Origin of the sequence: Streptomyces sp. NPDC057900 (assembly GCF_042887885.1) — a bacterium.
Taxonomy (GTDB): domain Bacteria; phylum Actinomycetota; class Actinomycetes; order Streptomycetales; family Streptomycetaceae; genus Streptomyces.
The window spans coordinates 394826-418207 of sequence record NZ_JBHVOI010000002.1; the positions used below are offsets into that span (position 1 = coordinate 394826).

Here is a 23382-nt window from a genome sequence, read left to right on the forward strand (position 1 = left end):
AACCGCCTAGACGGGCAGCGTCCAGCCGGGACCGTCCGGAGACCCCAGCCACACCTGCTGGACGCGGGGGGTGATCGTCATGCCGAACTCGGAGAGGTGCGGCGAACCGTGGGCCTGCCAGAGGGCGATCGAGTCCTCGACGGCGTCCCACAGCTTGAGCGGGCCACGCTGGATCACGGTCCAGCCGTCGCCGTCCTCGGCCGCTTGAGTCCGCGCCTGCGAGCCCGTGGCGACGTCGAGCAGGACCTGCTCGTGTCCCGCGCCGAGCCGTTCGGCCGACGGGGCGGCGAGCTGCGCGACGTATCGGCCGCTCCAGTCGTCGAGCAGCGCGGGGTCGATCCTGCTCCGCCGCTGTTCGCCCGGCAGCAGTTCGACGGGTCCGTGCGGGGGCCGGTCGTGTGTGCGGGCCATCATGAACGAGGTGTACCCGGGCAGGAACCGGCCTGCTGCTCCGCCCTCGCCGTCAGAGGTGAGGAGCACCAGTCCGTGCCCGAACCCCCATCCGGCCAGGGTGACGAGCAGGGTGCCCCCGTCCTTGATCTGCGGGAGCAGGCCGTACGGGACATGGCGCATGGAGCAGAACGCGAGGACGACGTCGTACGGGGCCCGGTCAGCATGTCCGCGCAGACCGTCGCCCGTGACCAGCGTCGGTGCGTACCCGGCCTCGGCGAGGGCCTCGCGAGCGCGCTCGGCGACGGCGGGGTCGGTCTCGATCGCGGTGGTGCGGCCCTCGCCCGCGATCTCGCACACGTAGGCGGTCGACAGCCCCGTACCGGCGCCGATGATCAGGACCCGGTTGCCGGCGGTGATCCGGGCCTGCTCGATCATCCAGAGGACCAGCCCGGGGAGGGTCGAGGACGATGTCGGCGTGCCGCCGGTGATCGGCGCGGCGGCGTCCTCCGCGAGTACGCCATCGATCTGCGTGACCCACGTCGTGTTCCGGTAGGTGAGGCGCAGCCACTCCTCGGCCGGGACGTCGGCGCGCCGAGTCGGCGTCCACACGGTGACACCCGGCGGGTCGCTCGGCAGGTAGACCGCTCGGCCGAGAAACGTCTCGCGCGGTACGGTCCGGGCCGCGCGGAGCACATCCGGGTCGTGCAGCAGGCCCTCGTCGACGAGCTGTTGGACGAGGCGACAGCGCAGGGCTGCGGATTGCTCGGGTGTCATGCGGGTGCGCCCTTCTGGAGGATGTCAGCGAGCGCGCTCGCGATCGCTCGGATCGTGGGCTCGTCGACGAATGCCCACTGACCGTTCGGATTGCATTCGAGGAACCACCATCGGCCGCTCTCGTCGAGGGCGAAGTCGAACGCGCCGAACGTGAGCCCGAACGCGCGGAGGAAGCGCCCGACGGCCTCACGGACCTGGCACGGGACCGGTACGGGCAAGCAGGTGATCAGACGCTGGTCCTGCCGCCAGTCCAAGTGATCGCCGGCGGTGTCGATCCGTGTGGCGAACAACGTGTCACCGACGGCGGCGAGCCGGATGTCCGCGATCTTCGGAACACACACTTGGAACAGGTGGGGACATAGGCCGATCGAGTCGTCGAGCTCGTCGGCGTGGACAGGGCGAACCCAGATGGTCCGGTTACGGCCGTCCTCCCCTGTGAGGTGCACGCCATGAACCGGTTTGTAGATCACGGCCCCGTGCTCGGCCGCGAACGCGCGGGCGTCCCGGGGCACGTTCGTGATCAGGGTCTCGGGTACGGAGAAGCCGAGACGTTCGGCCGTGCCGAGCTGGGCGAGCTTGTGGTCGGCGGCGCGGTTGCGGATGGGGTGGTTGACGTGCGGCACCTCGGGGAGCGCGGTCAGCATCCCCGTGTATCCGGCGCGTGACTGTTCGAGGGCGAAACGCGTTGGAGCGACTCGCCCTGCCGCGGGTCGCCGTAGGGCGTGGGACGCCGCCAGTAGACCGAGCGGACGGCGGACAGGCCGACGCTTCTGGAAGCTGTGCTCAGGTCCCCCGTGAACGGGGCTTCCCCGACCCGGACGCTCATGCGTGCGTGCTCGGGGAAGTCGACGGCGGGGTCGAGCTGTACGGCCGGGACGCCTCGGCCGTACAGCTCACTCAGCACCAGATCCGCTGTGACGTCACCGAGTGCGGTGATGACGAGAACCGGCGAGTCGGCCATGTCAGTCCGGTACGTGGTCTTCAAGGGCGTCCGAGTCTGCGGGGGCGGGCGGCTGCGAGCCCCCGCCGTCGGCACCGGTCGAGGTCGGTGAGGACGTCGACTGACTGGTGCCGTGCCCGCCCGTCATGTCGACGGTCCGGCCTGCCGCGTCGAAGTAGCGCGTCGTCTGCGTCTCGGGATCGACCTCGGTCCGGGTGAACGGGTACCGCACGGTGGTGGGGTAAGGGGCCAGGCGCTTGACGCCCCACGGCCGGACAGCGATGGACATCGGGTTCTCCTTCATCCCTTTGCCCGCCGTGAGCAGGCCCGGCGGGTGGTCCTCGACTGACGTGGCTCCGAGGCCGGTGGCTGCGGCTCGTCGTTTCATGAACAGACTCCTTCCACTTCGTGCGGGAACTTGTCGATGTGTATTGAGTACAGCCGATAGGACGTGCCCCGGACAGGCGCAATGTGTAGTCCCAGGGTTGTCCCGTCCTCGCTCGCAGTACGCTTGCGGTCACTGTCGATGATGGAATTGACGCGTGGACGACCCGATCCGGCACCCCCTCGCCTACGCCCGCGAACTGCGCGGGTGGTCGCAGAGTGACTTGGCCGCGCGACTCGACCGGGTCGCCCGCAGACGCGGACTCCGTTCCGGTACCGACAAGACAGCCATCAGCCGGTGGGAGAACGGACGTAAGAAGCCCGGCCCCGACTCGCAGATCCTGATAGCCGAAGCTTTCGGCGTCCCCGTGACGGAAATGGAGTTGTACGGCTGGCCCGACTGGCTGCCCGGCCGGGATCTCCCTATGCCGCTCGGGACGGCGCACACGGTTCACGTACTTCGAGACGCACAGAAAGCCGCCATGGACCGCCGCAGCTTCATGACCTACAGCGCGGCTGCGCTGGCCGGCCTCGCCGCCCAGTGGGCCACGATCGAGACGGACCGCCTCACCGCCGCACTCAGCGGGCGGACGGCTGTTCTGCTGCCCAAGGCCAGGGACAAGACACGCGGCATCTTCCTGACCTACCAGGCCAAGGGTTTCCTCCGGTCCAACGACATCGAACAGGCCCTGGCCGTCACCACCGAATCGCTGGACCTCGCCACCAGGATCGGCGCCGAGCGGTGCGTCACCCTCGTTCGTGAGCTGGCCCCGGCGTTCAAGCCCTACCGACAGGTGGAGGGCGTGGCCGACTTCATCGACCGTCTGCGATCCCGGTGACCCCGGCAAAGGCGGTGCGCCGACCACGTTCTCGTACAGCTCTCCCCGATGCCTCCAACCCGCTTCTGATGAAGTTGAGATGGACGTCCGGGCCTGACACCCCAAGCTCCGGACCGAGGTCTATCGTGGGCGCTATGACCGCCTCTGGACTGAATCTGATCCGCATCGTCTCCCGCGATTCGCCCATGGCCCTCGCCCAGGTGGAGCGCGTCCGCGCGCTGCTGGCCGCCCGCTACCCGGACACCGTCACCGAGGTCGTCCCGGTCAGGACGACCGGCGACAAGTGGATGGGCGATCTCGCGGCAGTCGAGGGCAAGGGCGCGTTCACGAAGGAGGTCGACCAGGCGCTCCTCGCGGGCGAGGCGGATCTCGCGGTGCACTGCGTGAAGGACATCCCCGCCGACCGGCCGTTGCCCGCCGGTACGACGTTCGCCGCGTTCCTCGCCCGCGACGACATCCGGGACGCGCTCATCCACCCGGAGGGCCTCCGCCTCGACGAGCTCCCGGCCGGCACGCGCGTCGGCACCTCGTCGGTCCGGCGCATCGCCCAGCTGGCCGCCTCGCACCCGCACCTGGACTGCGTACCGATGCGGGGCAACGCCAACCGGCGCCTGGAGAAGCTCGCCGCCGGGGAGGCCGATGCGCTGCTGCTGGCGCTCTCCGGGCTCGAACGCATCGGCCGTACCGACGTGATCACCGAAGTGCTGTCGCCCGAGCTGATGTGCCCGCCGATCGGTGCGGGAGTCCTCGCTCTCCAGTGCCGCGAGGACGACACGGCCCTGATCGACGTGATCAGCGAGCTGGGTGACGCGGGCACTCATCGCGAGACGACCGCAGAGCGGATGCTCCTGCACGTCCTGCAAGGGCACTGCAACAGCCCGATCGCCGGATACGCCAAGGTCGAAGGCAGCGGCGAGCTCTCACTCCGGGCAAAGGTGTTCACCCCCGACGGCAAGACCGTCCTCAACGCCCACGAGTGGGCCGGGCCCCTCGACCCGGCCACCCTCGGCACGTCCGTCGCCGTCAGCCTGCTGCGTCAGGGCGCGCGTGAGCTGATCGACGGCATCGCGCACTGAGTGGCGTCGAGGGGGTGAGCATCAGGGGGGCAGGGGGCGTACGGGCCACTCGATGTGGCGCCCCTGGGGGAGCGGCAAGCGTGAACCCGCGGGGCTTGCCGCGATGCAGCGCCCCGAGAGCCTCGACCCAGTCGCCCTGGCCCGCCCCAGGAGAGGGCCCGCGCCCGTCTCGTGCGGGGCTCGTCCCTGTACGTGGCAGGCGTCGGCCCTCCTCGTCGCCGTCGCGTCGCGTCGCCGTCGACCGGATGTCAGTGGCCGCGCATCCTCAGCGGCAGCGGCGCTGCGCCTGCCTTCCATGGGCAGGAGCAGAGCCGGCCATCCAATGACCGTTCCACATCAGCAGTTCTGCGCTCTCCAGGCAGGCGAACCTCGCCGCGCGTCCCCGGGGCGGTTGGCCCGGCCGCGACTCGGCGCCCCGTCAGGACCACAACTCACGCAGCGCAGCATTGACTTCAGCCGGATGCTGAGTGTGCGGGTAGTAGCCCGGCACCCGTAGACGGCGGGCGCCGATCCGGTCGGCGACCGCCTCCGCGCAGGCCACCAGCGGCTCCCCGGCATACCGGCGGTACAGCTCCGGAGCGTCCTCCCAGGTGCCCCAGATGACGAGCTTGGGCCAAGAAGCGGCGGCCAGTGGCTCCAATGGCGGATCCGCCTCCCAGACCGGCCGCTCATGCATCGACGTAAGAACGGCACGCAGCCTCGCGGGCGTCGGCTCCGGCATCGGCATGCCGAGCCCTTCCGTGGACAGCCGCAGGTACTCGGCCGGGTCCAACTCATCCGGCTGCGCCTCTTGGCGGGGGCCCGAACCCTTCGGCTGCGCCTTCTGTTGCGTGCCGGCCGTCTTCTCCACCCGGTCCAGCAGTTCGCGTACCGCCGGATGATCCGGTGCCGCCCTGAAGGCGGACGGCTGGATCAGGGCGAGCGACCGCACCGCTCGGGGACGCCGCGCCGCGGCCAGCATCGCGGCCAGCCCGCCATTGGAATGGCCGACCAGATGGGCCCCGTCGGGGCAGCCATCGAGCAACCTCACGAGATCGTCGGCATCGGTCTCGAAGTCGCTGCGCGCGGTGTCGGGAGAGCCGCCGTAGCCGCGCCGGTCCACCAACAGCAGCGGGCGCCCGGCTGCGAGAGGGCGCTGGGCCGCGAATCCGTATGCGGCGTCCTCGGCCCAGGTGAAGATGCCGTGTACGAAGACGCCGGGCACGGTACTCGCTCCGGTCTCCGGGCCGGCATTCCAGACGGTGACGTGTACCGGCTCCATCTCCGGCCTCCCTGAATTCTTCTCTGTGGCTCTGTGGCTCTGTGGCTCTGTGGCTCTGTGGATCTGTGGATCTGTCGGTGACGAAGGAACGTGGTCCGGCCGTAGCAGGCATGAACCCGACGCCCCGGCGGGGCGGCCCAGCTCCTGATGCTGATGTGCGGCCTCGGCTGCCGATGTGTTGCGCGCTCGGGAGTGTCTTCAGTGCCGCTGACAAAACCACGCATCCCCTTCTGTCGCTCGATGGCGCCCCGGAGCCCGTACGCAGCCGTACCGGGTTCAGTTGAGGTCGAAGGGAGCAGGGGGGACTCCCTGCCAGATCCGGCGCGAAGCCTGCTCGGGATAGGGCACGGTCCTCGGTTCGGCGGCCAGGACGCGGGTCAGCTGCCGGCCGGGATCGTAAGCGGCCCACCCGGGACTGCCGGTGGCGGCGAAGCGGACCCATGCCTGCTGGAGTTCGCGCGACACCTCGACCGCCTCGGGCGCGGGTTCCTCACCGAGGAGCTGCTTGCCGTTGGGGCTCTCCAACGTGCCGAACGCCAGGGGTACGTCGAGACTGTGGCAGGCGCCACCGACGGTCGGTGAGCTGAGCTGCAGCTCGAAGAGGAACGACTTGCCGCCCGCCGCCGTGTTCGCCTCGGCCAGCAGCAACGACGGCATGCGGAAGGTGGCGTCGGAGAACACCGTCTCCAGCAGTTCTTCCGGGCCCGCCTGCGGGTGGGCGGCGCGGTACGCGTCCGGGCCGCCGGGCCCCGGAGCGAACAAGTCCAGGGCAGTATCGGCGTCCTGCGCGGTGAACGTTCCCCGCCGCCCCATCATGACGCTGAACAGCCGGAACTCGTCGCGCGTGTGGCCGACGAGGAGGTCGACGCCGACGGCACGGCCGCCGGTCAGGGCGGTCCAGGGCGTTTCGGTGAGGATGTCGCCATCGATCACAGGGCACACCGCGATACCCAGGTGGGCAAGCCTTCCCCAGCGCTCCCCGTACTGGGGGAGGTCGACGCACAGTCCGGTCAGCTCGTCGGCCAGGCGTTGCGGGGCGATGTCGGCCAGTGCCGCAGCGGTGGGCGCGGTGCCGAGGCGGTCCGCGAGCGTTGCGGTGACCTGCTCCGCCAGGGCGGGCATGCAGTGCAGGCCCGGCGCCGAGTGAGTGATGGCCCGCCGGAACAGGCCACGTGCCGACGCCATCGTCAGGAGCGCGGCGACCGACCCTGCCCCGCCGGACTGCCCGGCCACGGTGACCAGCTCCGGGTCCCCGCCGAACCGGGCGATGTTCCGCCGTACCCATTCCAGTGCCGCGACCTGGTCGAGCAGGCCACGGTTGGCCGGAGCGCCGTCGAGGAGAGCGAACCCCTCCGCACCCATACGGCAGTTGACACTCACAACGACGAGCCCCGCCCGGGTCAGCGCCGTGGGGTCGTACATCGGGTCGCCGGGGTCACCCGCCATGTAGCCTCCGCAGATGATCCACACCAACACCGGCAGGCCCCCACTGCCTGGGTCCGGCGTGGACACGTTGAGCGTCAGCCAGCCCGTGTCCTCGGACGGATCCGCCCGAGTCGGCCCGGACTGCGGTGCGACAGGTCCGAATTCGACCGCCGGCCGGACGCCCTCCCAGGGGCGCGCCGGGACAGGAGCGGCGAAGCGGAGCGCACCCACGGGTGGCTGAGCGTAGGGGATGCCGCGGAACACCGCGTGCCCCTGTCGCCGGCGGCCCTCCACCAAGCCCTCGGCGGTACGCACTCTTGGATGCTCAGGCACAGCTTGTCCTCTCCGGCCGGTATCCGCAGGCTCTCCAGGTTTATCGGTCAGCTGTATTATGTCAACTGTATTGGAAAAGGATTGGGGCAGACCGTGCCGAAACAAGTGGACCACCGCGAGCGCCGCGAAACGATCGCCCGAGCGCTGTGGAGAGTGGTGGACCTGCGTGGAGTGCTGCACCTGAGCCTGCGCGAGATCGCACGCGAGGCAGGCATCTCCCACGGACAGCTGCAGCACTACTTCGCCTCTCGGCAGGCCCTGCTCACCTTCGCCATGGACTTCGCCGCCGAGCAGACCGCGCAGCGCATCAGTCGAAGCCTGGAGGAACTCGGCGACCCGCCGCATCCCCGCGATGTACTCCGACTGACGCTCACGGAAATGCTTCCGATCCACGCCGACGCTCGTGCGACCAGCCGGATGAACGCCGCGTACGTCCTGGAGGCGCTGCACGACGAGAAGGTACTCACGCGCACGCGTGACGCCATGGTCCAAGGGCGCGCGCAGATAGAACAGTTGATCCGCCAGGCGATCGCGGACGGGCACATCGATTCCACCCGCGACCCGGCGACCGAGACCAACCTTCTTCTCGCTCTCACCGGTTTCGCCACCCTGATCGAACTGAACGTGATCGATCCCGAGGACGCACTCAAGGCCGTGGACCAGCACCTGGACGGACTGTTCGGCTAGGGCCGAGCGGCGACCAGACACATCACCGACAGCCAGATGACCGACAGGCGCATATCCGACAGGCGCATATCCGACAAGTGCTGGGCCCGGCCGGCGATCTCGCTCAATGGCTGTTCACGACTCGCGTCTACCCCTGAGAAGTGTCCCTGCCCGTACCGGCGGACTTCATGCCCGCAGCGGAGCAAGTTCCCTCACATGGGTACAGCAGGAAGCCCGTGACTACGCAACGAAGAAAAACTGTCGTGGCGAGAGTAGACATCTGGCTTGTGGCGTGAGTAGTGTTTTCCTCGTAACCAGGACGGCAAAGACGGCGCGGCAGACACGAACTGCCGGGCGCAGGACCGAACGGAATGCGGAACGGCGGCGGAGTGGCGGAGCCGGAAACGGTGGGCTCCCTCGCTGGCAGCCGGGCCGAGCGGCCCCAGGGGTCGCAAGCAGTACCGCAGTACCCGCAGGAACGACCGATATTTCGAACGAGGTAAGGAGCAGACGCCATCAGGATCGCCCGGGCGAGAAGAAGCACCGCTCGGGTACCGCAGGCCCCAGAACGGAAGGTGGTCCCCGGTCACGCATATGCGATCCCCGCACCTCTGCCCTCCCAGGCGGACGAGCGGAACAAGAAGGCCGGCGCAGTCAGCCGGTAGATGGTGTTGAAAGCTCGGGGCCCGGGTGCCGTAAGGCGCTCGGGCCCCTCGACCATGTCCCCGAAAGATGAGGTGCTATGCCCCCTCGAAGTCCCCGCCCCGCCGACACCCTCGACGATGACGACTACCCCGCCTACACCATGGGCCGAGCCGCGGAGATGCTCGGCGCCACCCCCGCCTTCCTCCGTGCCCTCGGTGAGAACCGGCTGATCACCCCCCTGCGCTCGGACGGCGGCCACCGCCGGTACTCGCGCTACCAGCTGCGCATCGCCGCCCGGGCCCGTGAACTCGTCGACCGGGGCACGAAGATCGAAGACGCCTGCCGCATCGTGATCCTCGAAGACCAGCTCGAAGAGGCCCAGCGCATCAACGCCGAATACCGCCGCGCCGCCGAGTCCCGGAACCCGCAGGCGGGGTCTGCGCGCTGAGGTCCTGCCCGGCGCGGAGATCTGTCGCGGGCGACGTCTGCGGAACCGGCGTCAGGTTCGTCCTCAACAGTCCGTCGTACGCGGCTTCGCGCGCCTAGCGCCCGCCGCGAGCACCACCAGCCCCGCCACCCCCGCCCCGCACCACATCACAGCCCGGAGCGAGGTGTGGTCGACGATCGCGCCGCCGGTGAGGGCGCCGGTGGCGAGTGTTGCCTGGAAGGACGCGGTGAACAGGACCGTGGCGGCCTCGGGTGCCTGTGGGGCCGCTCGGGCGAACCAGGTCTGGGAGCAGACCGGGACCGCGCCGTAGCCGAGTCCCCAGGCGATGAGCAGGGCGAGGGCGCCCCAGTCGGTGCGGCCCAGGGCCGGGAGGAGGGCGGTCGCGGTGGCGATCGTCGCGGCGGCCGTCGCGAAGGCGAGGCGGGGGGCGCGTGTGACCAGTGCGCCACCGATGAAGTTGCCGGCCACCCCGGCGGCGCCGTAGAGCAGCAGGTATCCCGTGAGCTGCGCCGGATCGGTGCCGGTGATCTGTCGGAGAAAGGGAGTTACGTAGGTGTACGTGGCGAAATGCGCCATGACGATGAGGAACGTCATCAGCAGCGCGTGCCGGGTGCCCGTGGACCGGAGCAGGGCGCGGAGCACCGAGGGGCGGGTGGCCTCGGCCGGGGGCAGGGCGGGGAGCGTCAGGAGCAGCAGGGCCAGCGCGCCGGTGCTCAGCACCCCCATCGCCGCGAACGTGGTGCGCCAGCCCGCCAGGTCACCGATGAACGTGCCGGCGGGGACGCCGAGGACCGAACCGAGGGGGACGGCCGCGAAGATGACCGCCGTCGCCCGCCCGGCCGACGCGGGGCCGACCAGCCGGGCGGCGAGCCCGACGCCGATCGACCAGAAGCCGCCGATGGTGATGCCGACGAGCACCCGGGCGGCCAGCACCATCCAGTAGGCCGTCGCGGCCGCGGTGAGGAAGTCGGCCGCCGCGAGCAGCAGGACCAGGGCGCAGAGCATCAGCCTGCGGTCGACCCGGGCCGTCGCGAGGGTCACCGTCGGGGCGGCGACGGCGGCGAGGAAGCCGGGCATCGTCATCATCAGGCCCGCCGTGCCGTCCGCGACGCCGAACTCGGCCCCGATCGGGGTGAGGAGGCCGATCGGCAGGATCTCCGTGGTGACGATGGCGAAGAGGGCCAGGGTCATGGCGGACACGGCCCACCAGCCGCGTAAGGGCGTGCGGCGCGGGGTGCGGGTGGGGGCGATGAGTTCGGTGGGCATGACGGGGCCGTCCTGGGCTCGGTGGAGCGGGGCTGTTCGCTCCAGTTCACAAGCGCACGCGGCCGGCGTCCGGCAGGTTCGCGACGTCAACCGTGACCGCCGGGGGTGATGTCGGGTTCCCGCTGGGGATCGCACCCGGAAACGCCGAAGAGCCACGGCTCCCGAGCGGGGGAGCTGTGGCTCTTCTGCGTGCGCCCGAGGCGCTTGTGAATCCGTGAACTCAGGTGCCGTGGACTCAGGTGCCGCGAACTCTGGTGACGTGAACTCAGGTGCCGTGGCCTCTGGTGACGTGAATCAGAGAACGCGGACCGCGCCCGTCGGCATGTCGTAGTCCAGGGGGCGCTGCACCACACCGGTCGAGGAGTTCTGCGCGCCGACGAACTGGCCGCCGCCCACGTAGACCCCGACGTGGTACGCGCTGCCCGCGCCGCCCCAGTACAGGATGTCGCCCGGCTGGAGGTTGCCGAGCCCGACCTGGGTGCCCGCGGTCGACTGGCTCTGCGAGACGCGCGGCAGGTCGACGCCCACCGTGCGGAACGCGGCCTGGACGAGGCCGGAGCAGTCCCAGGAGTTGGGGCCCGTGCCGCCGGACACGTACGCGTCGCCCACCTGCATCTGCACGAAGGAGACGACCGAGGCCGCGGAGCCCGATGCGGAGGAGGAGGCCGGCGCGGAGGCGGTCGACACGGAGGAGCCGGACGAGGAGGAGCCCGAGGGGGCGCTGAGCGTCGTGCGCTCGGTGGAGCGGGAGGCGCGCTCGGCGGCCTCTGCCTTGGCCTCCGCCTTGGCCTTCGCGGCGGCTTCGGCCTTCTTCTTGGCCTCTGCCTTGCGGACGGCCTCCGCCTTGGCCTTCTTGGCGGCCTTGGCGGCGGTGGCGGCTGCCGCGTCCTCGCTGGCCTGCGTCTCCAGGTCGAGGGCGACCTGCTGCGTGGCCTCCGCGGACGCCGCGACGGTGGTGGAGAGGCCCGCCGTGATGGTGGGCATCTCGATGGTCTGGGTCACCGGCTCGGCCTGGGCCGGACCGGCAGCGCCTGCGACCGCGATGGTGCTGAGGACGCCACCGGCAACTCCGGCCCGCAGCGCCGTCTTCGAGGCGCTTTGGCGGGGCTTCCGGTGGCTGGGTATGAGAGCGGTGTGGGACATGGGTACTAGCGCTATCAGGGCCCCAGGGGTCCCATCAAGAAACGTGTGTTGCGACACAGTTACGTCCGGAATCTGTGAATCCGCTTTCCGGGGACCCTTATTGACGCCGTAACGGGCAAATCGGGCAGGCGTGATCACTGCTGTGATCACGGGTTTTCGGCAATACGCCCGAATTGCCCGTCACTTACCATCCGTTCATACCGTTGGCCAAGCCCGCTTGTGTGGCAGCAGTGGTGGGGTGACGCAGGTCACAGCATGGTCTCGGTGTGATGGGCATACGAGCGCCTCGCGCCAGAGGTGTGGCGAGGGGCGTCGCGAGAGGTGTCGCGAGGGGTGCGGTGCGGGTGTCGAACTGGCCGTGCGTGATGGCCCATTCGTCCGTTAGTGGGTTGATGTACCGATGTGGGTGGTTCGTCCGTCACGCCCCCGGGAGTTGCCCCCGTTGCCCCCCGGTGGCCCCTCGGTGACCTCCCGGCAGCCTCGATGGCCCGCCCCGCCCCAGAGTGGGGCAGATCCCTATATCACCGCATCGCGTCCATCGCCAATTTGGCTGTAGGTGCCATCGCTTGATAGAGCAACACCTCTTTGACCAGCCATGACGGCACCGGATGTCACGTCTCGTGATCACTCGGCCGCTTCGTGTATGAAGATCACCGCTCATCCGACTTCATGATCGTTCGTCAGGTGGTGGAGATCACAAAGGCGTTGTCGTACCCCGTGTCGCAGATCACAGGACGGCGGGCATAGGATGCGGGGCAGTCGGGCTTGTGAACTGCCTCACATGTGCACGATCTTGGTGAGGTGGCGAGCCAGATCGCCCGATGCGGTCCAACGGTCAAGGACGACTGGAAGGAGCGAGGAGCGTGAATGCCTACGCGCCCATCCTCGTGCTCGGCGCCCTCGGGGCAGGGTTTGCGATCTTCTCCGTGGTCAGCGCCACGCTTATCGGCCCCAAGCGGTACAACCGGGCAAAGCAGGAAGCGTACGAGTGCGGTATCGAACCCACCCCCACTCCAGCCGGAGGCGGCCGTTTCCCGATCAAGTACTACCTGACGGCGATGCTCTTCATCGTCTTCGACATCGAGATCGTCTTCCTCTATCCCTGGGCGGTCACCTTCGACGCCCTGGGGATCTTCGGGCTCGTCGAGATGCTGCTCTTCGTGCTCACCGTCTTCGTCGCCTACGCGTATGTGTGGCGTCGCGGCGGCCTGGAATGGGACTGAGGGGCTGAGGGGCACACCATGGGACTCGAAGAGAAGCTGCCCAGCGGCTTCGTGCTGACCACTGTCGAGCAGGCCGCCGGCTGGGTACGGAAGTCCTCCGTATTCCCGGCCACCTTCGGCCTCGCCTGCTGCGCCATCGAGATGATGACGACCGGGGCCGGTCGCTATGACCTGGCCCGGTTCGGGATGGAGGTCTTCCGCGGATCGCCGCGGCAGGCGGACCTGATGATCGTGGCGGGACGGGTCAGCCAGAAGATGGCGCCCGTCCTGCGGCAGGTCTACGACCAGATGCCGAATCCCAAGTGGGTCATCTCCATGGGGGTTTGCGCGTCATCAGGCGGGATGTTCAATAATTACGCCATTGTTCAGGGTGTTGATCATATTGTGCCGGTTGATATCTATTTGCCGGGTTGCCCGCCGCGTCCCGAGATGCTGATCGACGCGATCCTCAAGCTCCACCAGAAGATCCAGGGCTCCAAGCTCGGGGTCAACGCGGAGGAGGCCGCCCGCGAGGCGGAGGAAGCGGCGATCAACGCACTGCCCCTGATCGAGATGAAGGGGCTGCTGCGATGAGCGACCAGCAGCCCGGCGCCAACGGCGTCCCCACCCCGCGCGACGAGACCGGCGAGGTCATCGGCGTACGCAAGGGCATGTTCGGCGCCAACAACGGCGGCGACACCTCCGGCTACGGCGGGCTCGTCCGTACCGTCACGCTGCCGGGCGCCACCTCGCGCCCGTACGGCGGCTGGTTCGACGAGGTGGCCGACGAGCTCGAAGGGGCCCTGGAGGAACAGGGTCTCCTCCCGGACAACGCCATCGAGAAGACCGTCGTGGACCGCGGCGAGCTGACCTTCCACATCGCCCGCGAGCACCTGCCCACCGTCGCGAAGACCTTGCGCGACGACCCGGCACTGCGCTTCGAGCTCTGTACGGGGGTGAGCGGCGTCCACTTCCTCGGTGACAAGGGACGCGAGCTGCACGCCGTCTACCACCTGCGCTCGCTCACCCACGGCCGGCTCATCCGGCTGGAGGTGTCCGCGCCGGACAGCGATCCGCACGTCCCGTCCCTCGTCGCGGTCTACCCGACCAACGACTGGCACGAGCGCGAGACGTACGACTTCTTCGGGCTCGTCTTCGACGGGCATCCCGCCCTCACCCGGATCATGATGCCGGACGACTGGCAGGGCTTCCCGCAGCGCAAGGACTACCCGCTCGGCGGCATCGCCGTCGAGTACAAGGGCGCCCAGATCCCGGCTCCGGACCAGCGGAGGTCGTACTCCTGATGACCACTCCCCACGCGACACCACGCGCCACGACCGAGGGGACTGTATATACGGTCACCGGCGGCGACTGGGACGAGGTCGTCCAGTCGGCGGCCGCCTCCGACGACGAGCGCATCATCGTCAACATGGGTCCCCAGCACCCGTCCACCCACGGAGTGCTCCGGCTGATCCTGGAGATCGACGGCGAGACCGTCACCGAGGCCCGCTGCGGCATCGGCTACCTCCACACCGGCATCGAGAAGAACCTCGAATTCCGGAACTGGACGCAGGGCACCACCTTCGTCACGCGCATGGACTACCTCACGCCGTTCTTCAACGAGACGGCGTACTGCCTGGGGGTGGAGAAGCTCCTCGGCATCGAGGACCAGATCCCCGACCGGGCGACCGTCCTGCGCGTGCTGCTGATGGAGCTCAACCGGCTCTCCTCGCACCTGGTGTGCATCGCCACCGGCGGCATGGAGCTCGGCGCCACGACGATCATGATCTACGGCTTCCGCGATCGTGAACTCGTTCTCGACCTCTTCGAACTGATCACCGGACTGCGGATGAACCACGCGTTCGTGCGGCCCGGCGGACTCGCCCAGGACCTGCCCCCCGGCACGGTCGACCACCTGCGCGAGTTCGTGAAGACCATGAAGAAGAACCTGCCGGAGTACGACAAGCTCGCCACCGGCAACCCCATCTTCAAGGCCCGCATGCAGGACGTCGGCTATCTCGACCTGACCGGCTGCATGGCGCTCGGCGCCACCGGTCCCGTCCTGCGCTCCGCCGGACTCCCGCACGACCTGCGCAAGACCGATCCCTACTGCGGTTATGAGGACTACGAGTTCGACGTCCCCACGGCCGACAGCTGCGACTCCTACGGCCGCTTCCTCATCCGCCTTGAGGAGATGCGCCAGTCGCTGCGGATCATCGAGCAGTGCATCGACCGGCTCGCGCCGGGACCGGTCATGGTCGCCGACAAGAAGATCGCCTGGCCCGCGCAGCTCGCGCTCGGACCGGACGGACTCGGCAACTCGCTCGACCACATCAGGAAGATCATGGGCACCTCCATGGAGGCCCTGATCCACCACTTCAAGCTGGTGACCGAGGGTTTCCGGGTCCCCGCCGGGCAGGCGTACACCGCCGTCGAATCGCCCAAGGGCGAACTCGGCGTGCACGTCGTCTCCGACGGCGGCACCCGCCCCTACCGGGTCCACTTCCGCGACCCGTCCTTCACCAACCTCCAGGCCATGGCGGCGATGTGCGAGGGCGGCCAGGTCGCTGACGTCATCGTCGCCGTCGCGTCCATCGACCCCGTGATGGGAGGCGTCGACCGGTGACCGAAGCACGCAGCGAAGTCAGTCTGGGGATGCCGCAGCTCCCCGCCCCCGCCTACCCGGCCGAGGTGCGCGCCAGGCTCGAAGCGGACGGGAAGGAGGTGATCGCCCGCTACCCCGGCAGCCGCTCCGCGCTGCTGCCACTGCTCCACCTGGTGCAGTCGGAGGAGGGGTTCGTCTCCCGTACGGGCATGGCGTTCTGCGCCGAGCAGCTCGACCTCACCACCGCCGAGGTCACCGCGGTCGCCACCTTCTACTCGATGTACCGGCGCAAGCCGAGCGGCGACTACCAGGTCGGCGTCTGCACCAACACGCTCTGCGCGGTGATGGGCGGCGACGCGATCTTCGACCGGCTCAAGGAGCACCTCGGCGTCGGCAACGACGAGACGACGGAGGACGGCAAGGTCACCCTCGAACACATCGAGTGCAACGCGGCCTGCGACTTCGCGCCCGTCGTGATGGTGAACTGGGAGTTCTTCGACAACCAGACGCCCGAGAGCGCGACCCGGCTCGTGGACGACCTGATCGCCGGCCGCACCGTCGAGCCGACCCGCGGCGCCCCGCTGTGCTCGTACAAGGACACCGCCCGGATCCTGGCCGGTTTCCCCGACGAGCGCCCCGGCGCGGTCGAGGCGACCGGCGGCGCCGGACCTGCCTCGCTGATCGGCCTGAAGCTGGCCAAGGGCGAGGCCACGCCGCAGCCCCGCGTGGTGGGACCGCGCGGCGAGGCCCCGAGCGACGAACCGCAGAAGGGTGCCGAACACCTCAGCTCCCACGACGCACCACAAGAGACCTCGGCATCCGACCCGGACCACCCGGCCGGTCCCGCCGCCGAGGAGGGGGAGTGATGACGTTGGCCGCCGAAATCGACAAGAACGGGACCAGCCCCGAGAAGCTTCTGGCACCGGTCCTGTCCGCCTTCTGGGACGAGCCCGAGTCCTGGACCCTGGAGACCTACCGCCGCCACGAGGGGTACGAGGGACTGCGCAAGGCCCTCGCCATGCCCCCGGACGACCTCATCGCGTACGTCAAGGACTCCGGTCTGCGCGGCCGGGGCGGCGCCGGCTTCCCCACCGGGATGAAGTGGCAGTTCATCCCGCAGGGCGACGGCAAACCGCACTACCTGGTGGTCAACGCCGACGAGTCGGAGCCCGGGACCTGCAAGGACATCCCGCTCCTCTTCGCCAATCCGCACAGCCTCATCGAAGGCATCGTGATCGCCTGCTACGCGATCCGCTCCTCGCACGCCTTCATCTACCTGCGCGGCGAGGTCGTCCCCGTACTGCGGCGGCTGCACGAGGCCGTGCGCGAGGCGTACGAGGCGGGCTATCTCGGCAAGGACATCCTGGGCTCCGGTCTCGATCTGGAACTCACCGTGCACGCGGGTGCCGGCGCCTACATCTGCGGTGAGGAGACGGCGCTGCTCGACTCCCTCGAAGGACGGCGCGGCCAGCCCCGGCTGCGCCCGCCCTTCCCCGCGGTCGCCGGTCTGTACGCCTGCCCCACTGTGGTGAACAACGTCGAGTCCATCGCCTCGGTTCCCGCGATCCTGAACAAGGGCAAGGACTGGTTCAAGTCGATGGGCAGCGAGAAGTCCCCGGGCTTCACGCTCTACTCGCTCAGCGGACACGTCGCGGGACCCGGCCAGTACGAGGCCCCGCTCGGCGTCACGCTGCGCCAGCTCCTCGACATCAGCGGCGGCATGCGCCCCGGCCACCGGCTCAAGTTCTGGACCCCGGGCGGCTCCTCCACCCCGATGTTCACCGAGGAGCACCTCGACGTCCCCCTCGACTACGAGGGCGTCGGCGCCGCCGGATCCATGCTCGGCACCAAGGCGCTCCAGTGCTTCGACGAGACGACCTGCGTCGTGCGGGCCGTCACCCGGTGGACCGAGTTCTACGCCCACGAGTCCTGCGGCAAGTGCACGCCCTGCCGCGAAGGCACGTACTGGCTCGTCCAGTTGCTCCGCGACATCGAGGCCGGCAAGGGGCAGATGTCCGACCTGGACAAGCTGAACGACATCGCCGACAACATCAACGGCAAGTCGTTCTGCGCCCTCGGTGACGGCGCCGCCTCACCGATCTTCTCCTCGCTCAAGTACTTCCGCGAGGAGTACGAACAGCACATCACGGGCCAGGGCTGCCCCTTCGATCCCGCCAGGTCGACCGTCTGGGCCGACGACAAAGACGACAAGAACGCTCACCGGGGGGTGAACGCATGACAGTCACCACGAGTGCGCCCTCCGGGGGCGGCGAGGCGGCTCTCCCGCCCGAGGACCTCGTCACGCTGACCATCGACGGCATCGAGATCAGCGTGCCCAAGGGCACCCTGGTCATCCGGGCCGCCGAACTCCTCGGCATCGAGATCCCGCGCTTCTGCGACCACCCGCTCCTCGACCCGGCCGGCGCCTGCCGCCAGTGCATCGTCGAGGTCGAGGGCCAGCGCAAGCCGATGGCGTCCTGCACCATCACCTGCACCGACGGCATGGTCGTCAAATCGCAGATCACCTCGCCCGTCGCGGAGAAGGCCCAGAAGGGGGTGATGGAGCTCCTGCTCATCAACCACCCGCTGGACTGCCCGGTCTGCGACAAGGGCGGCGAGTGCCCCCTGCAGAACCAGGCGATGTCGCACGGCGGCGCCGACTCCCGCTTCGACGGGAAGAAGCGCACCTTCGAGAAGCCCGTCCCGATCTCCGCCCAGGTGCTGCTGGACCGTGAGCGGTGCGTGCTCTGCGCGCGCTGCACCCGGTTCTCCAACCAGGTGGCGGGCGACCCGATGATCGAGCTGATCGAGCGCGGCGCGCTCCAGCAGGTCGGCACCGGCGAGGGCGACCCGTTCGAGTCGTACTTCTCCGGCAACACCATCCAGATCTGCCCGGTCGGGGCGCTGACCTCGGCGGCCTACCGGTTCCGCTCCCGCCCCTTCGACCTGGTGTCCTCGCCCTCCGTGTGCGAGCACTGCGCGGGCGGCTGCGCGACGCGCACCGACCACCGGCGCGGCAAGGTCATGCGGCGCCTCGCCTCCAACGACCCCGAGGTCAACGAGGAGTGGCTCTGCGACAAGGGCCGCTTCGGCTTCCGCTACGCCCAGCAGCGCGACCGGCTCACCACCCCGCTGGTACGGGGCGAGTCCGGCGAGCTGGAGCCGGCGAGCTGGCCCGAGGCGCTGGAAGCGGCGGCCGCCGGGCTCGCCGCCGCCCGCGGCAGGGCCGGCGTCCTCACGGGCGGCCGGCTGACCGTCGAGGACGCGTACGCGTACAGCAAGTTCGCCCGGATCGCCCTGGACACCAACGACATCGACTTCCGGGCCCGGGTGCACAGCAGCGAGGAGGGCGACTTCCTGGCCGCCCGCGTCGCCGGGCGCGGCAAGGACCTGGACGGCGGCGGGGTCACGTACACCTCGCTGGAGAAGGCCCCGGCGGTGCTGCTGGTCGGCTTCGAGTCGGAGGAGGAGGCGCCCGGCGTCTTCCTGCGGCTGCGCAAGGCCAACCGCAAGAGCGGCCAGCGGACCTTCGGGATCGCCTCGCACGCCACCCGGGGGCTCACGAAGGCGGGCGGCACGCTGCTGCCGGCCGCCCCCGGCACCGAGACGGAGTGGCTGGACGCGATCGCGGGCGGCGTCGGCCTGGACGGCGACGGAGCCGCCGCGGCCGAGGCGCTGCGCGGCGACGGCGCCCTGATCGTGGTGGGGGAGCGGCTGGCCGGTGTGCCGGGCGGACTGAGCGCCGCGGTACGGACGGCGACCGCCACCGGCGCCACCCTGGTGTGGATCCCGCGCCGGGCCGGCGAACGCGGTGCGGTGGAGGCGGGCGCGCTCCCGTCGCTGCTGCCCGGCGGTCGCCCGGCCACAGACCCGCGGGCCAGGGACGAGGTGGCGGCCCTGTGGCGCGTCGCCGAACTCCCGTCCCGGTTCGGCCGCGACACCGGCCAGATCATCGAGGCCGCGGCCTCCGGTGAACTGGGCGCGCTGCTCGTCGCCGGGGTCGAGACCGCGGACCTGCCGGAGCCCGCCCTGGCCCTGGAGGCCCTGGACCGGGTCGGCTTCCTGGTCTCGCTGGAGCTGCGCCCCAGCGAGGTGACCGACCGCGCCGACGTGGTGTTCCCGGTGGCCGCGGTCGCCGAGAAGTCCGGCACCTTCCTCAACTGGGAGGGCCGGGCCCGGATGTTCGAGGCCGCGCTGAAGCCCGAGCAGATGACCCGGACCCTCGCGCCGGGCGATGCCCGGGTGCTGCACATGCTGGCCGACGCGCTGGACGTCCACTTCGCGCTGCCGGACCTGAAGTCGGTCCGCCGCGAGCTGGACCGGCTCGGCGGCTGGCAGGGCACGCACGCGGTGGACCCGCGCGAGGCGTCCCAGCCGCTGCCCAGGCCCGGCGACGGCGAGGCGGTCCTGGCGGGCCACCGGATGCTGCTCGACCTGGGCCGGCTCCAGGAGGGCGATACGGCGCTGGCCGGGACGCGGCACGCCGCCGTCGCCCGGCTCTCCGCCGTCACCGCCGCCGAGACGGGCGTCAAGGACGGCGATCTGCTGGCCGTCAGCGGCCCGGCCGGGAGCGTCGAACTCCCGCTCCAGGTCACCGACATGCCGGACCGGGTGGTCTGGGTGCCGCTGAACTCCACCGGACGGGGCGTGCCGGCCACCACCGGCGCCCAGCCCGGCGGTCTGGTGCGGATCGGTCCCGCCGCACCGGGTACTCCCGACGAGACACCGGAGGTGCGAGCGTGACTGCCCTCGCTCAACTGGCCGCGGCCCCGCACGGCGCGGTGCTCGCCGCAGAGGACCTGTCGATGTTCGGCACCGACCCCTGGTGGCTCGTCGTTGTCAAGGCGGTCTTCTGCTTCGCGTTCCTGATGGTGACCGTGCTCTTCTCCATCGTGTGGGAGCGCAAGGTCGTCGCCTGGATGCAGCTGCGCATCGGTCCCAACCGGCACGGCCCCTGGGGCATGCTCCAGTCGCTGGCCGACGGCATCAAGCTGATGCTGAAGGAGGACCTGGTCGTCAAGCGGGCGGACAAGGTCGTCTACATCCTCGCGCCGATCGTCGCCGCCGTTCCGGCGTTCATGGCGATCGCGGTGATCCCGTTCGGCCCGTCCGGCAACGAGGTCTCGATCTTCGGGCACCGTACGGCGATGCAGCTCACCGACCTGCCGATCGCGATGCTCTACATCCTCGCGGTCGCCTCGGTCGGCATCTACGGCATCGTCCTCGCGGGCTGGTCCTCCGGATCGACGTACCCGCTGCTCGGCGGTCTGCGCTCGTGCGCGCAGATGATCAGCTACGAGATCGCGATGGGCGCCGCGTTCGCCTCGGTGTTCCTCTACTCCGGGTCGATGTCGACCTCGAAGATCGTGGAGGCGCAGCAGGACCGGTGGTTCATCCTGCTGCTGCCGGTCTCGTTCATCATCTACATCATCACGATGGTCGGTGAGACCAACCGCGCCCCGTTCGACATGCCCGAGTCCGAGGGCGACCTGGTCGGCGGCTTCAACACCGAGTACTCGTCCATCAAGTTCGCGATGTTCATGCTCGCCGAGTACGTCAACATGGTCACCGTCTCCGCGGTCTCCATCACCCTGTTCCTGGGCGGCTGGCGGGCCCCGTGGCCGATCAGCACCTTCTGGGAGGGCGCGAACCACGGCTGGTGGCCGATGCTCTGGTTCGTCATCAAGGTGCAGCTGCTGCTGTTCTTCTTCATCTGGCTGCGCGGCACGCTGCCCCGGGTCCGCTACGACCAGCTGATGAAGCTGGGCTGGAAGGTCCTGATCCCGGTCTCCGTGGTCTGGCTGATGCTGGTCGCCACGGTGCGGGCGCTGCGCAACGAGGGCTACGACTACTCGAAGATCCTGCTGTACGTGGCAGGGGCCGTGATCGCGATCCTGCTGATCTCCTTCGTCGTCGACATGTTCCGCGACCGCAAGGGCCGGGCCGACGCGGCCGAGGCGGAGCCGGAACCGGCGTTCGACCCGATGGCGGGCGGATTCCCGGTGCCACCGCTGCCCGGACAGACCCTGCCGCCAGTGCCCAGGCGAGTGCCGCGCCGTGAGCGGGAGCTCGTTGTCAGTGGCGGCGTGGATACTCAGAGTGACGGAAATCCGAGTGACGGAAAGGAGGCCGACCATGTCTGAACTGCCTGAGTCGCGGGGGCCGCAGAGGCCGCCGAAGGCCACCGGGCCGACGGGGTCGAGTGTGGCTTCCGGGGGCTCGGGGGCCGGCGGGTCCGCCCAGTCCCCGCAGTCCTCGGACGACAAGTTCCAGAATCCGGTGGCCGGCTTCGGCGTGACCTTCAAGGCCATGTTCAAGAAGCGGCTGACCGAGCAGTATCCGGAGACGCCGAAGGTGACGGCGCCGCGCTTCCACGGCCGGCACCAGCTCAACCGCCATCCGGACGGCCTGGAGAAGTGCATCGGCTGCGAGCTGTGCGCCTGGGCCTGTCCGGCGGACGCGATCTACGTCGAGGGCGCGGACAACACCGAGGAGGAGCGCTACTCCCCGGGCGAGCGCTACGGCCGCGTCTACCAGATCAACTACGCGCGCTGCATCCTGTGCGGACTGTGCATCGAGGCCTGCCCGACCCGGGCGCTGACGATGACCAACGAGTTCGAGCTCGCCAACACCACCCGCGAGAGCCTCATCTACACCAAGGACGAGCTGCTCGCGGGCCTGGAGGAAGGCATGGTCGACAGCCCGCATTCGATCTTCCCCGGCACGGACGAACAGGACTACTACCGGGGCCTGGTGACCGAGGCGGCTCCCGGTACGGAACGTCAGGTCGCCGTCTCCAAGGGCGAGAAGCCGGCCGAGGACGCGCACGAGAGCAACGGCGCGGAGGTGGACGCATGACCGGCCTGGCCGTCGCGGCCTCCCAGACGTCCACCGGCGAGGCCGTCCAGTTCTGGGTGCTCGGCATCGTCGCCGTGATCGGCGCGCTGTCCACCGTACTGATGAAGAGGGCCGTGCACAGTGCGCTGAGCCTCGCCGGGACCATGATCATCCTGGCGGTCTTCTACCTCGCCAACGGGGCGTACTTCCTGGGCATCGTCCAGGTCGTCGTCTACACCGGCGCGATCATGATGCTGTTCCTCTTCGTGGTCATGCTCGTCGGTGTCACGGCGGCGGACTCCCTGAAGGAGACCCTCAAGGGCCAGCGCTGGCTGGCCATCGGCTGCGGTCTCGGCTTCGGTGTCCTCCTGATCGCCGGCATCGGCAACGCCTCGCTGAACAGCTTCAACGGGCTCGGCACCGCCAACGCCCAGCACGGCGGAAACGTGGAGGGGCTCGCCAGCCTCATCTTCACCAAGTACGTCTTCGCCTTCGAGATCACCGGCGCCCTGCTGATCACCGCGACGGTCGGCGCGATGGTGCTCACCCACCGCGAGCGCACCGAACGGGCCAAGACCCAGCGGGAGATGTCCGAGGACCGCGTGCGCAGCAGCCACCTGCCGCCGCTGCCCGCCCCCGGTGTCTACGCCCGGCACAACGCCGTGGACATCGCCGGTCTGCTCCCCGACGGCACACCGTCCGAACTCACCGTGATGCAGACGCTGCGCAAGCGCGGCCAGATGCGCGATGTGTCCAACGAGTCGCTGGCCGAACTCAAGGCGCTGGAGCAGCGCTCCGGCGAACGGCTCGGCCGGGACACCGCAGAGGAAGAGGAGGTCGCCAAGTGAATCCGGTCAACTACCTCTATCTCGCCGCACTGCTGTTCACGATCGGCGCGTCCGGAGTGCTGATCAGGCGGAACGCGATCGTGGTGTTCATGTGCGTGGAGCTGATGCTCAACGCCTGCAACCTCGCGTTCGTCACCTTCTCCCGCATGCACGGCAACCTCGACGGCCAGATCATCGCGTTCTTCACGATGGTCGTCGCCGCCGCGGAGGTCGTCGTCGGGCTCGCGATCATCGTGTCGCTGTTCCGTTCCCGCCACTCGGCCTCGGTCGACGACGCCAGCCTGATGAAGCTGTAAG

At 69.5% G+C, this 23382-nt stretch carries 23 protein-coding genes; 15 read left to right on the forward strand and 8 right to left on the reverse strand.

Features of this window, described 5'->3' with window-relative positions; translation table 11 throughout:
• Positions 1 to 6: 6 nt before the first annotated feature.
• Genes tgmC through tgmA form a run of 4 tightly spaced genes read right to left on the reverse strand, consistent with a single transcriptional unit; the run spans position 7 to position 2495 of the window.
• Entirely contained in the window at positions 7 to 1167 is a 1161-nt protein-coding gene (tgmC, locus tag ACFVQ0_RS09010) for an ATP-grasp peptide maturase system methyltransferase (protein ID WP_390086064.1), read from the reverse strand.
• On the reverse strand, positions 1164 to 1811 hold the full coding sequence (locus tag ACFVQ0_RS09015; protein ID WP_390086066.1) for a hypothetical protein: 648 nt from the start codon (positions 1809 to 1811) through the stop codon (positions 1164 to 1166). The genes tgmC and ACFVQ0_RS09015 overlap by 4 nt, the downstream gene beginning before the upstream one ends.
• Entirely contained in the window at positions 1805 to 2128 is a 324-nt protein-coding gene (locus tag ACFVQ0_RS09020) for a hypothetical protein (RefSeq protein WP_390086069.1), read from the reverse strand. Before ACFVQ0_RS09020 ends, ACFVQ0_RS09015 begins: the two co-directional genes overlap by 7 nt.
• Position 2129: 1 nt before the next feature.
• Positions 2130 to 2495, reverse strand: a complete 366-nt coding sequence (tgmA, locus tag ACFVQ0_RS09025) for a putative ATP-grasp-modified RiPP (protein ID WP_390086071.1) — start codon at positions 2493 to 2495, stop codon at positions 2130 to 2132.
• 154 nt (positions 2496 to 2649) lie between these two features.
• On the opposite strand from tgmA, the gene ACFVQ0_RS09030 reads away from it, so the two are divergent.
• Both ACFVQ0_RS09030 and hemC read left to right on the forward strand, forming a co-directional pair.
• Positions 2650 to 3330: a helix-turn-helix transcriptional regulator gene (locus tag ACFVQ0_RS09030; RefSeq protein WP_390086074.1), complete on the forward strand. Its 681-nt coding sequence runs from the start codon at positions 2650 to 2652 to the stop codon at positions 3328 to 3330.
• Between the two features lie 134 nt (positions 3331 to 3464).
• Positions 3465 to 4406 carry a hydroxymethylbilane synthase gene (hemC, locus tag ACFVQ0_RS09035; protein WP_390086076.1) on the forward strand — a complete coding sequence of 314 codons (942 nt, stop codon included), beginning with the start codon at positions 3465 to 3467 and terminating at the stop codon, positions 4404 to 4406.
• A gap of 418 nt (positions 4407 to 4824) precedes the next feature.
• Here the strand turns inward: hemC and ACFVQ0_RS09040 are convergent, their stop codons facing one another.
• On the reverse strand, positions 4825 to 5667 hold the full coding sequence (locus tag ACFVQ0_RS09040; protein ID WP_390086079.1) for an alpha/beta fold hydrolase: 843 nt from the start codon (positions 5665 to 5667) through the stop codon (positions 4825 to 4827).
• Between the two features lie 276 nt (positions 5668 to 5943).
• Positions 5944 to 7425: a carboxylesterase/lipase family protein gene (locus ACFVQ0_RS09045; protein WP_390086081.1), complete on the reverse strand. Its 1482-nt coding sequence runs from the start codon at positions 7423 to 7425 to the stop codon at positions 5944 to 5946.
• Here ACFVQ0_RS09045 and ACFVQ0_RS09050 point away from each other — a divergent pair.
• Together ACFVQ0_RS09050 and ACFVQ0_RS09055 are read left to right on the forward strand one after the other, a co-directional pair.
• Positions 7414 to 8112: a TetR/AcrR family transcriptional regulator gene (locus ACFVQ0_RS09050; protein WP_390086082.1), complete on the forward strand. Its 699-nt coding sequence runs from the start codon at positions 7414 to 7416 to the stop codon at positions 8110 to 8112. The two genes, ACFVQ0_RS09045 and ACFVQ0_RS09050, sit on opposite strands and share 12 nt — an antisense overlap.
• A 721-nt stretch (positions 8113 to 8833) precedes the next feature.
• Complete coding sequence (locus tag ACFVQ0_RS09055; protein WP_390086084.1) at positions 8834 to 9184, forward strand: MerR family transcriptional regulator; 351 nt, start codon at positions 8834 to 8836, stop codon at positions 9182 to 9184.
• A 63-nt stretch (positions 9185 to 9247) separates the two neighbouring features.
• Here ACFVQ0_RS09055 and ACFVQ0_RS09060 read toward each other — a convergent pair whose 3' ends face one another.
• Positions 9248 to 10450 (reverse strand): MFS transporter, encoded by a 1203-nt coding sequence (locus ACFVQ0_RS09060; RefSeq protein ID WP_390086086.1) that lies wholly within the window; start codon positions 10448 to 10450, stop codon positions 9248 to 9250.
• A gap of 294 nt (positions 10451 to 10744) precedes the next feature.
• Positions 10745 to 11593 (reverse strand): C40 family peptidase, encoded by an 849-nt coding sequence (locus ACFVQ0_RS09065; protein ID WP_390086087.1) that lies wholly within the window; start codon positions 11591 to 11593, stop codon positions 10745 to 10747.
• 863 nt (positions 11594 to 12456) lie between these two features.
• Between ACFVQ0_RS09065 and ACFVQ0_RS09070 the strand changes: the two genes are divergently transcribed.
• From ACFVQ0_RS09070 to nuoK, 11 genes are read left to right on the forward strand one after another with little or no spacing between them, the layout of a single operon-like run.
• The gene (locus tag ACFVQ0_RS09070; protein WP_024491741.1) at positions 12457 to 12816 is read left to right on the forward strand and encodes an NADH-quinone oxidoreductase subunit A; all 360 of its coding nucleotides are present in this window, start codon (positions 12457 to 12459) and stop codon (positions 12814 to 12816) included.
• Positions 12817 to 12834: 18 nt separating this feature from the next.
• Positions 12835 to 13389: an NADH-quinone oxidoreductase subunit B family protein gene (locus tag ACFVQ0_RS09075; RefSeq protein WP_123524257.1), complete on the forward strand. Its 555-nt coding sequence runs from the start codon at positions 12835 to 12837 to the stop codon at positions 13387 to 13389.
• Complete coding sequence (locus ACFVQ0_RS09080; protein WP_390086090.1) at positions 13386 to 14099, forward strand: NADH-quinone oxidoreductase subunit C; 714 nt, start codon at positions 13386 to 13388, stop codon at positions 14097 to 14099. The genes ACFVQ0_RS09075 and ACFVQ0_RS09080 overlap by 4 nt, the downstream gene beginning before the upstream one ends.
• The gene (locus ACFVQ0_RS09085; RefSeq protein WP_390086091.1) at positions 14099 to 15421 is read left to right on the forward strand and encodes an NADH-quinone oxidoreductase subunit D; all 1323 of its coding nucleotides are present in this window, start codon (positions 14099 to 14101) and stop codon (positions 15419 to 15421) included. Before ACFVQ0_RS09080 ends, ACFVQ0_RS09085 begins: the two co-directional genes overlap by 1 nt.
• A gap of 29 nt (positions 15422 to 15450) precedes the next feature.
• On the forward strand, positions 15451 to 16266 hold the full coding sequence (nuoE, locus tag ACFVQ0_RS09090; protein ID WP_390087734.1) for an NADH-quinone oxidoreductase subunit NuoE: 816 nt from the start codon (positions 15451 to 15453) through the stop codon (positions 16264 to 16266).
• Positions 16263 to 17639, forward strand: a complete 1377-nt coding sequence (gene nuoF / locus ACFVQ0_RS09095) for an NADH-quinone oxidoreductase subunit NuoF (protein ID WP_390086092.1) — start codon at positions 16263 to 16265, stop codon at positions 17637 to 17639. The genes nuoE and nuoF overlap by 4 nt, the downstream gene beginning before the upstream one ends.
• A complete protein-coding gene (locus ACFVQ0_RS09100; protein ID WP_390086094.1) occupies positions 17636 to 20143 on the forward strand; it encodes an NADH-quinone oxidoreductase subunit G in 2508 nt (835 codons plus the stop codon). The genes nuoF and ACFVQ0_RS09100 overlap by 4 nt, the downstream gene beginning before the upstream one ends.
• Complete coding sequence (gene nuoH / locus ACFVQ0_RS09105) at positions 20140 to 21543, forward strand: NADH-quinone oxidoreductase subunit NuoH (RefSeq protein WP_390086096.1); 1404 nt, start codon at positions 20140 to 20142, stop codon at positions 21541 to 21543. Before ACFVQ0_RS09100 ends, nuoH begins: the two co-directional genes overlap by 4 nt.
• Positions 21536 to 22258: an NADH-quinone oxidoreductase subunit NuoI gene (gene nuoI, locus ACFVQ0_RS09110; protein ID WP_390086097.1), complete on the forward strand. Its 723-nt coding sequence runs from the start codon at positions 21536 to 21538 to the stop codon at positions 22256 to 22258. The genes nuoH and nuoI overlap by 8 nt, the downstream gene beginning before the upstream one ends.
• Positions 22255 to 23085 carry an NADH-quinone oxidoreductase subunit J gene (locus ACFVQ0_RS09115; RefSeq protein WP_390086099.1) on the forward strand — a complete coding sequence of 277 codons (831 nt, stop codon included), beginning with the start codon at positions 22255 to 22257 and terminating at the stop codon, positions 23083 to 23085. Before nuoI ends, ACFVQ0_RS09115 begins: the two co-directional genes overlap by 4 nt.
• Positions 23082 to 23381: an NADH-quinone oxidoreductase subunit NuoK gene (nuoK, locus tag ACFVQ0_RS09120; RefSeq protein ID WP_024493678.1), complete on the forward strand. Its 300-nt coding sequence runs from the start codon at positions 23082 to 23084 to the stop codon at positions 23379 to 23381. The genes ACFVQ0_RS09115 and nuoK overlap by 4 nt, the downstream gene beginning before the upstream one ends.
• The last annotated feature ends 1 nt before the right edge of the window (position 23382 follow it).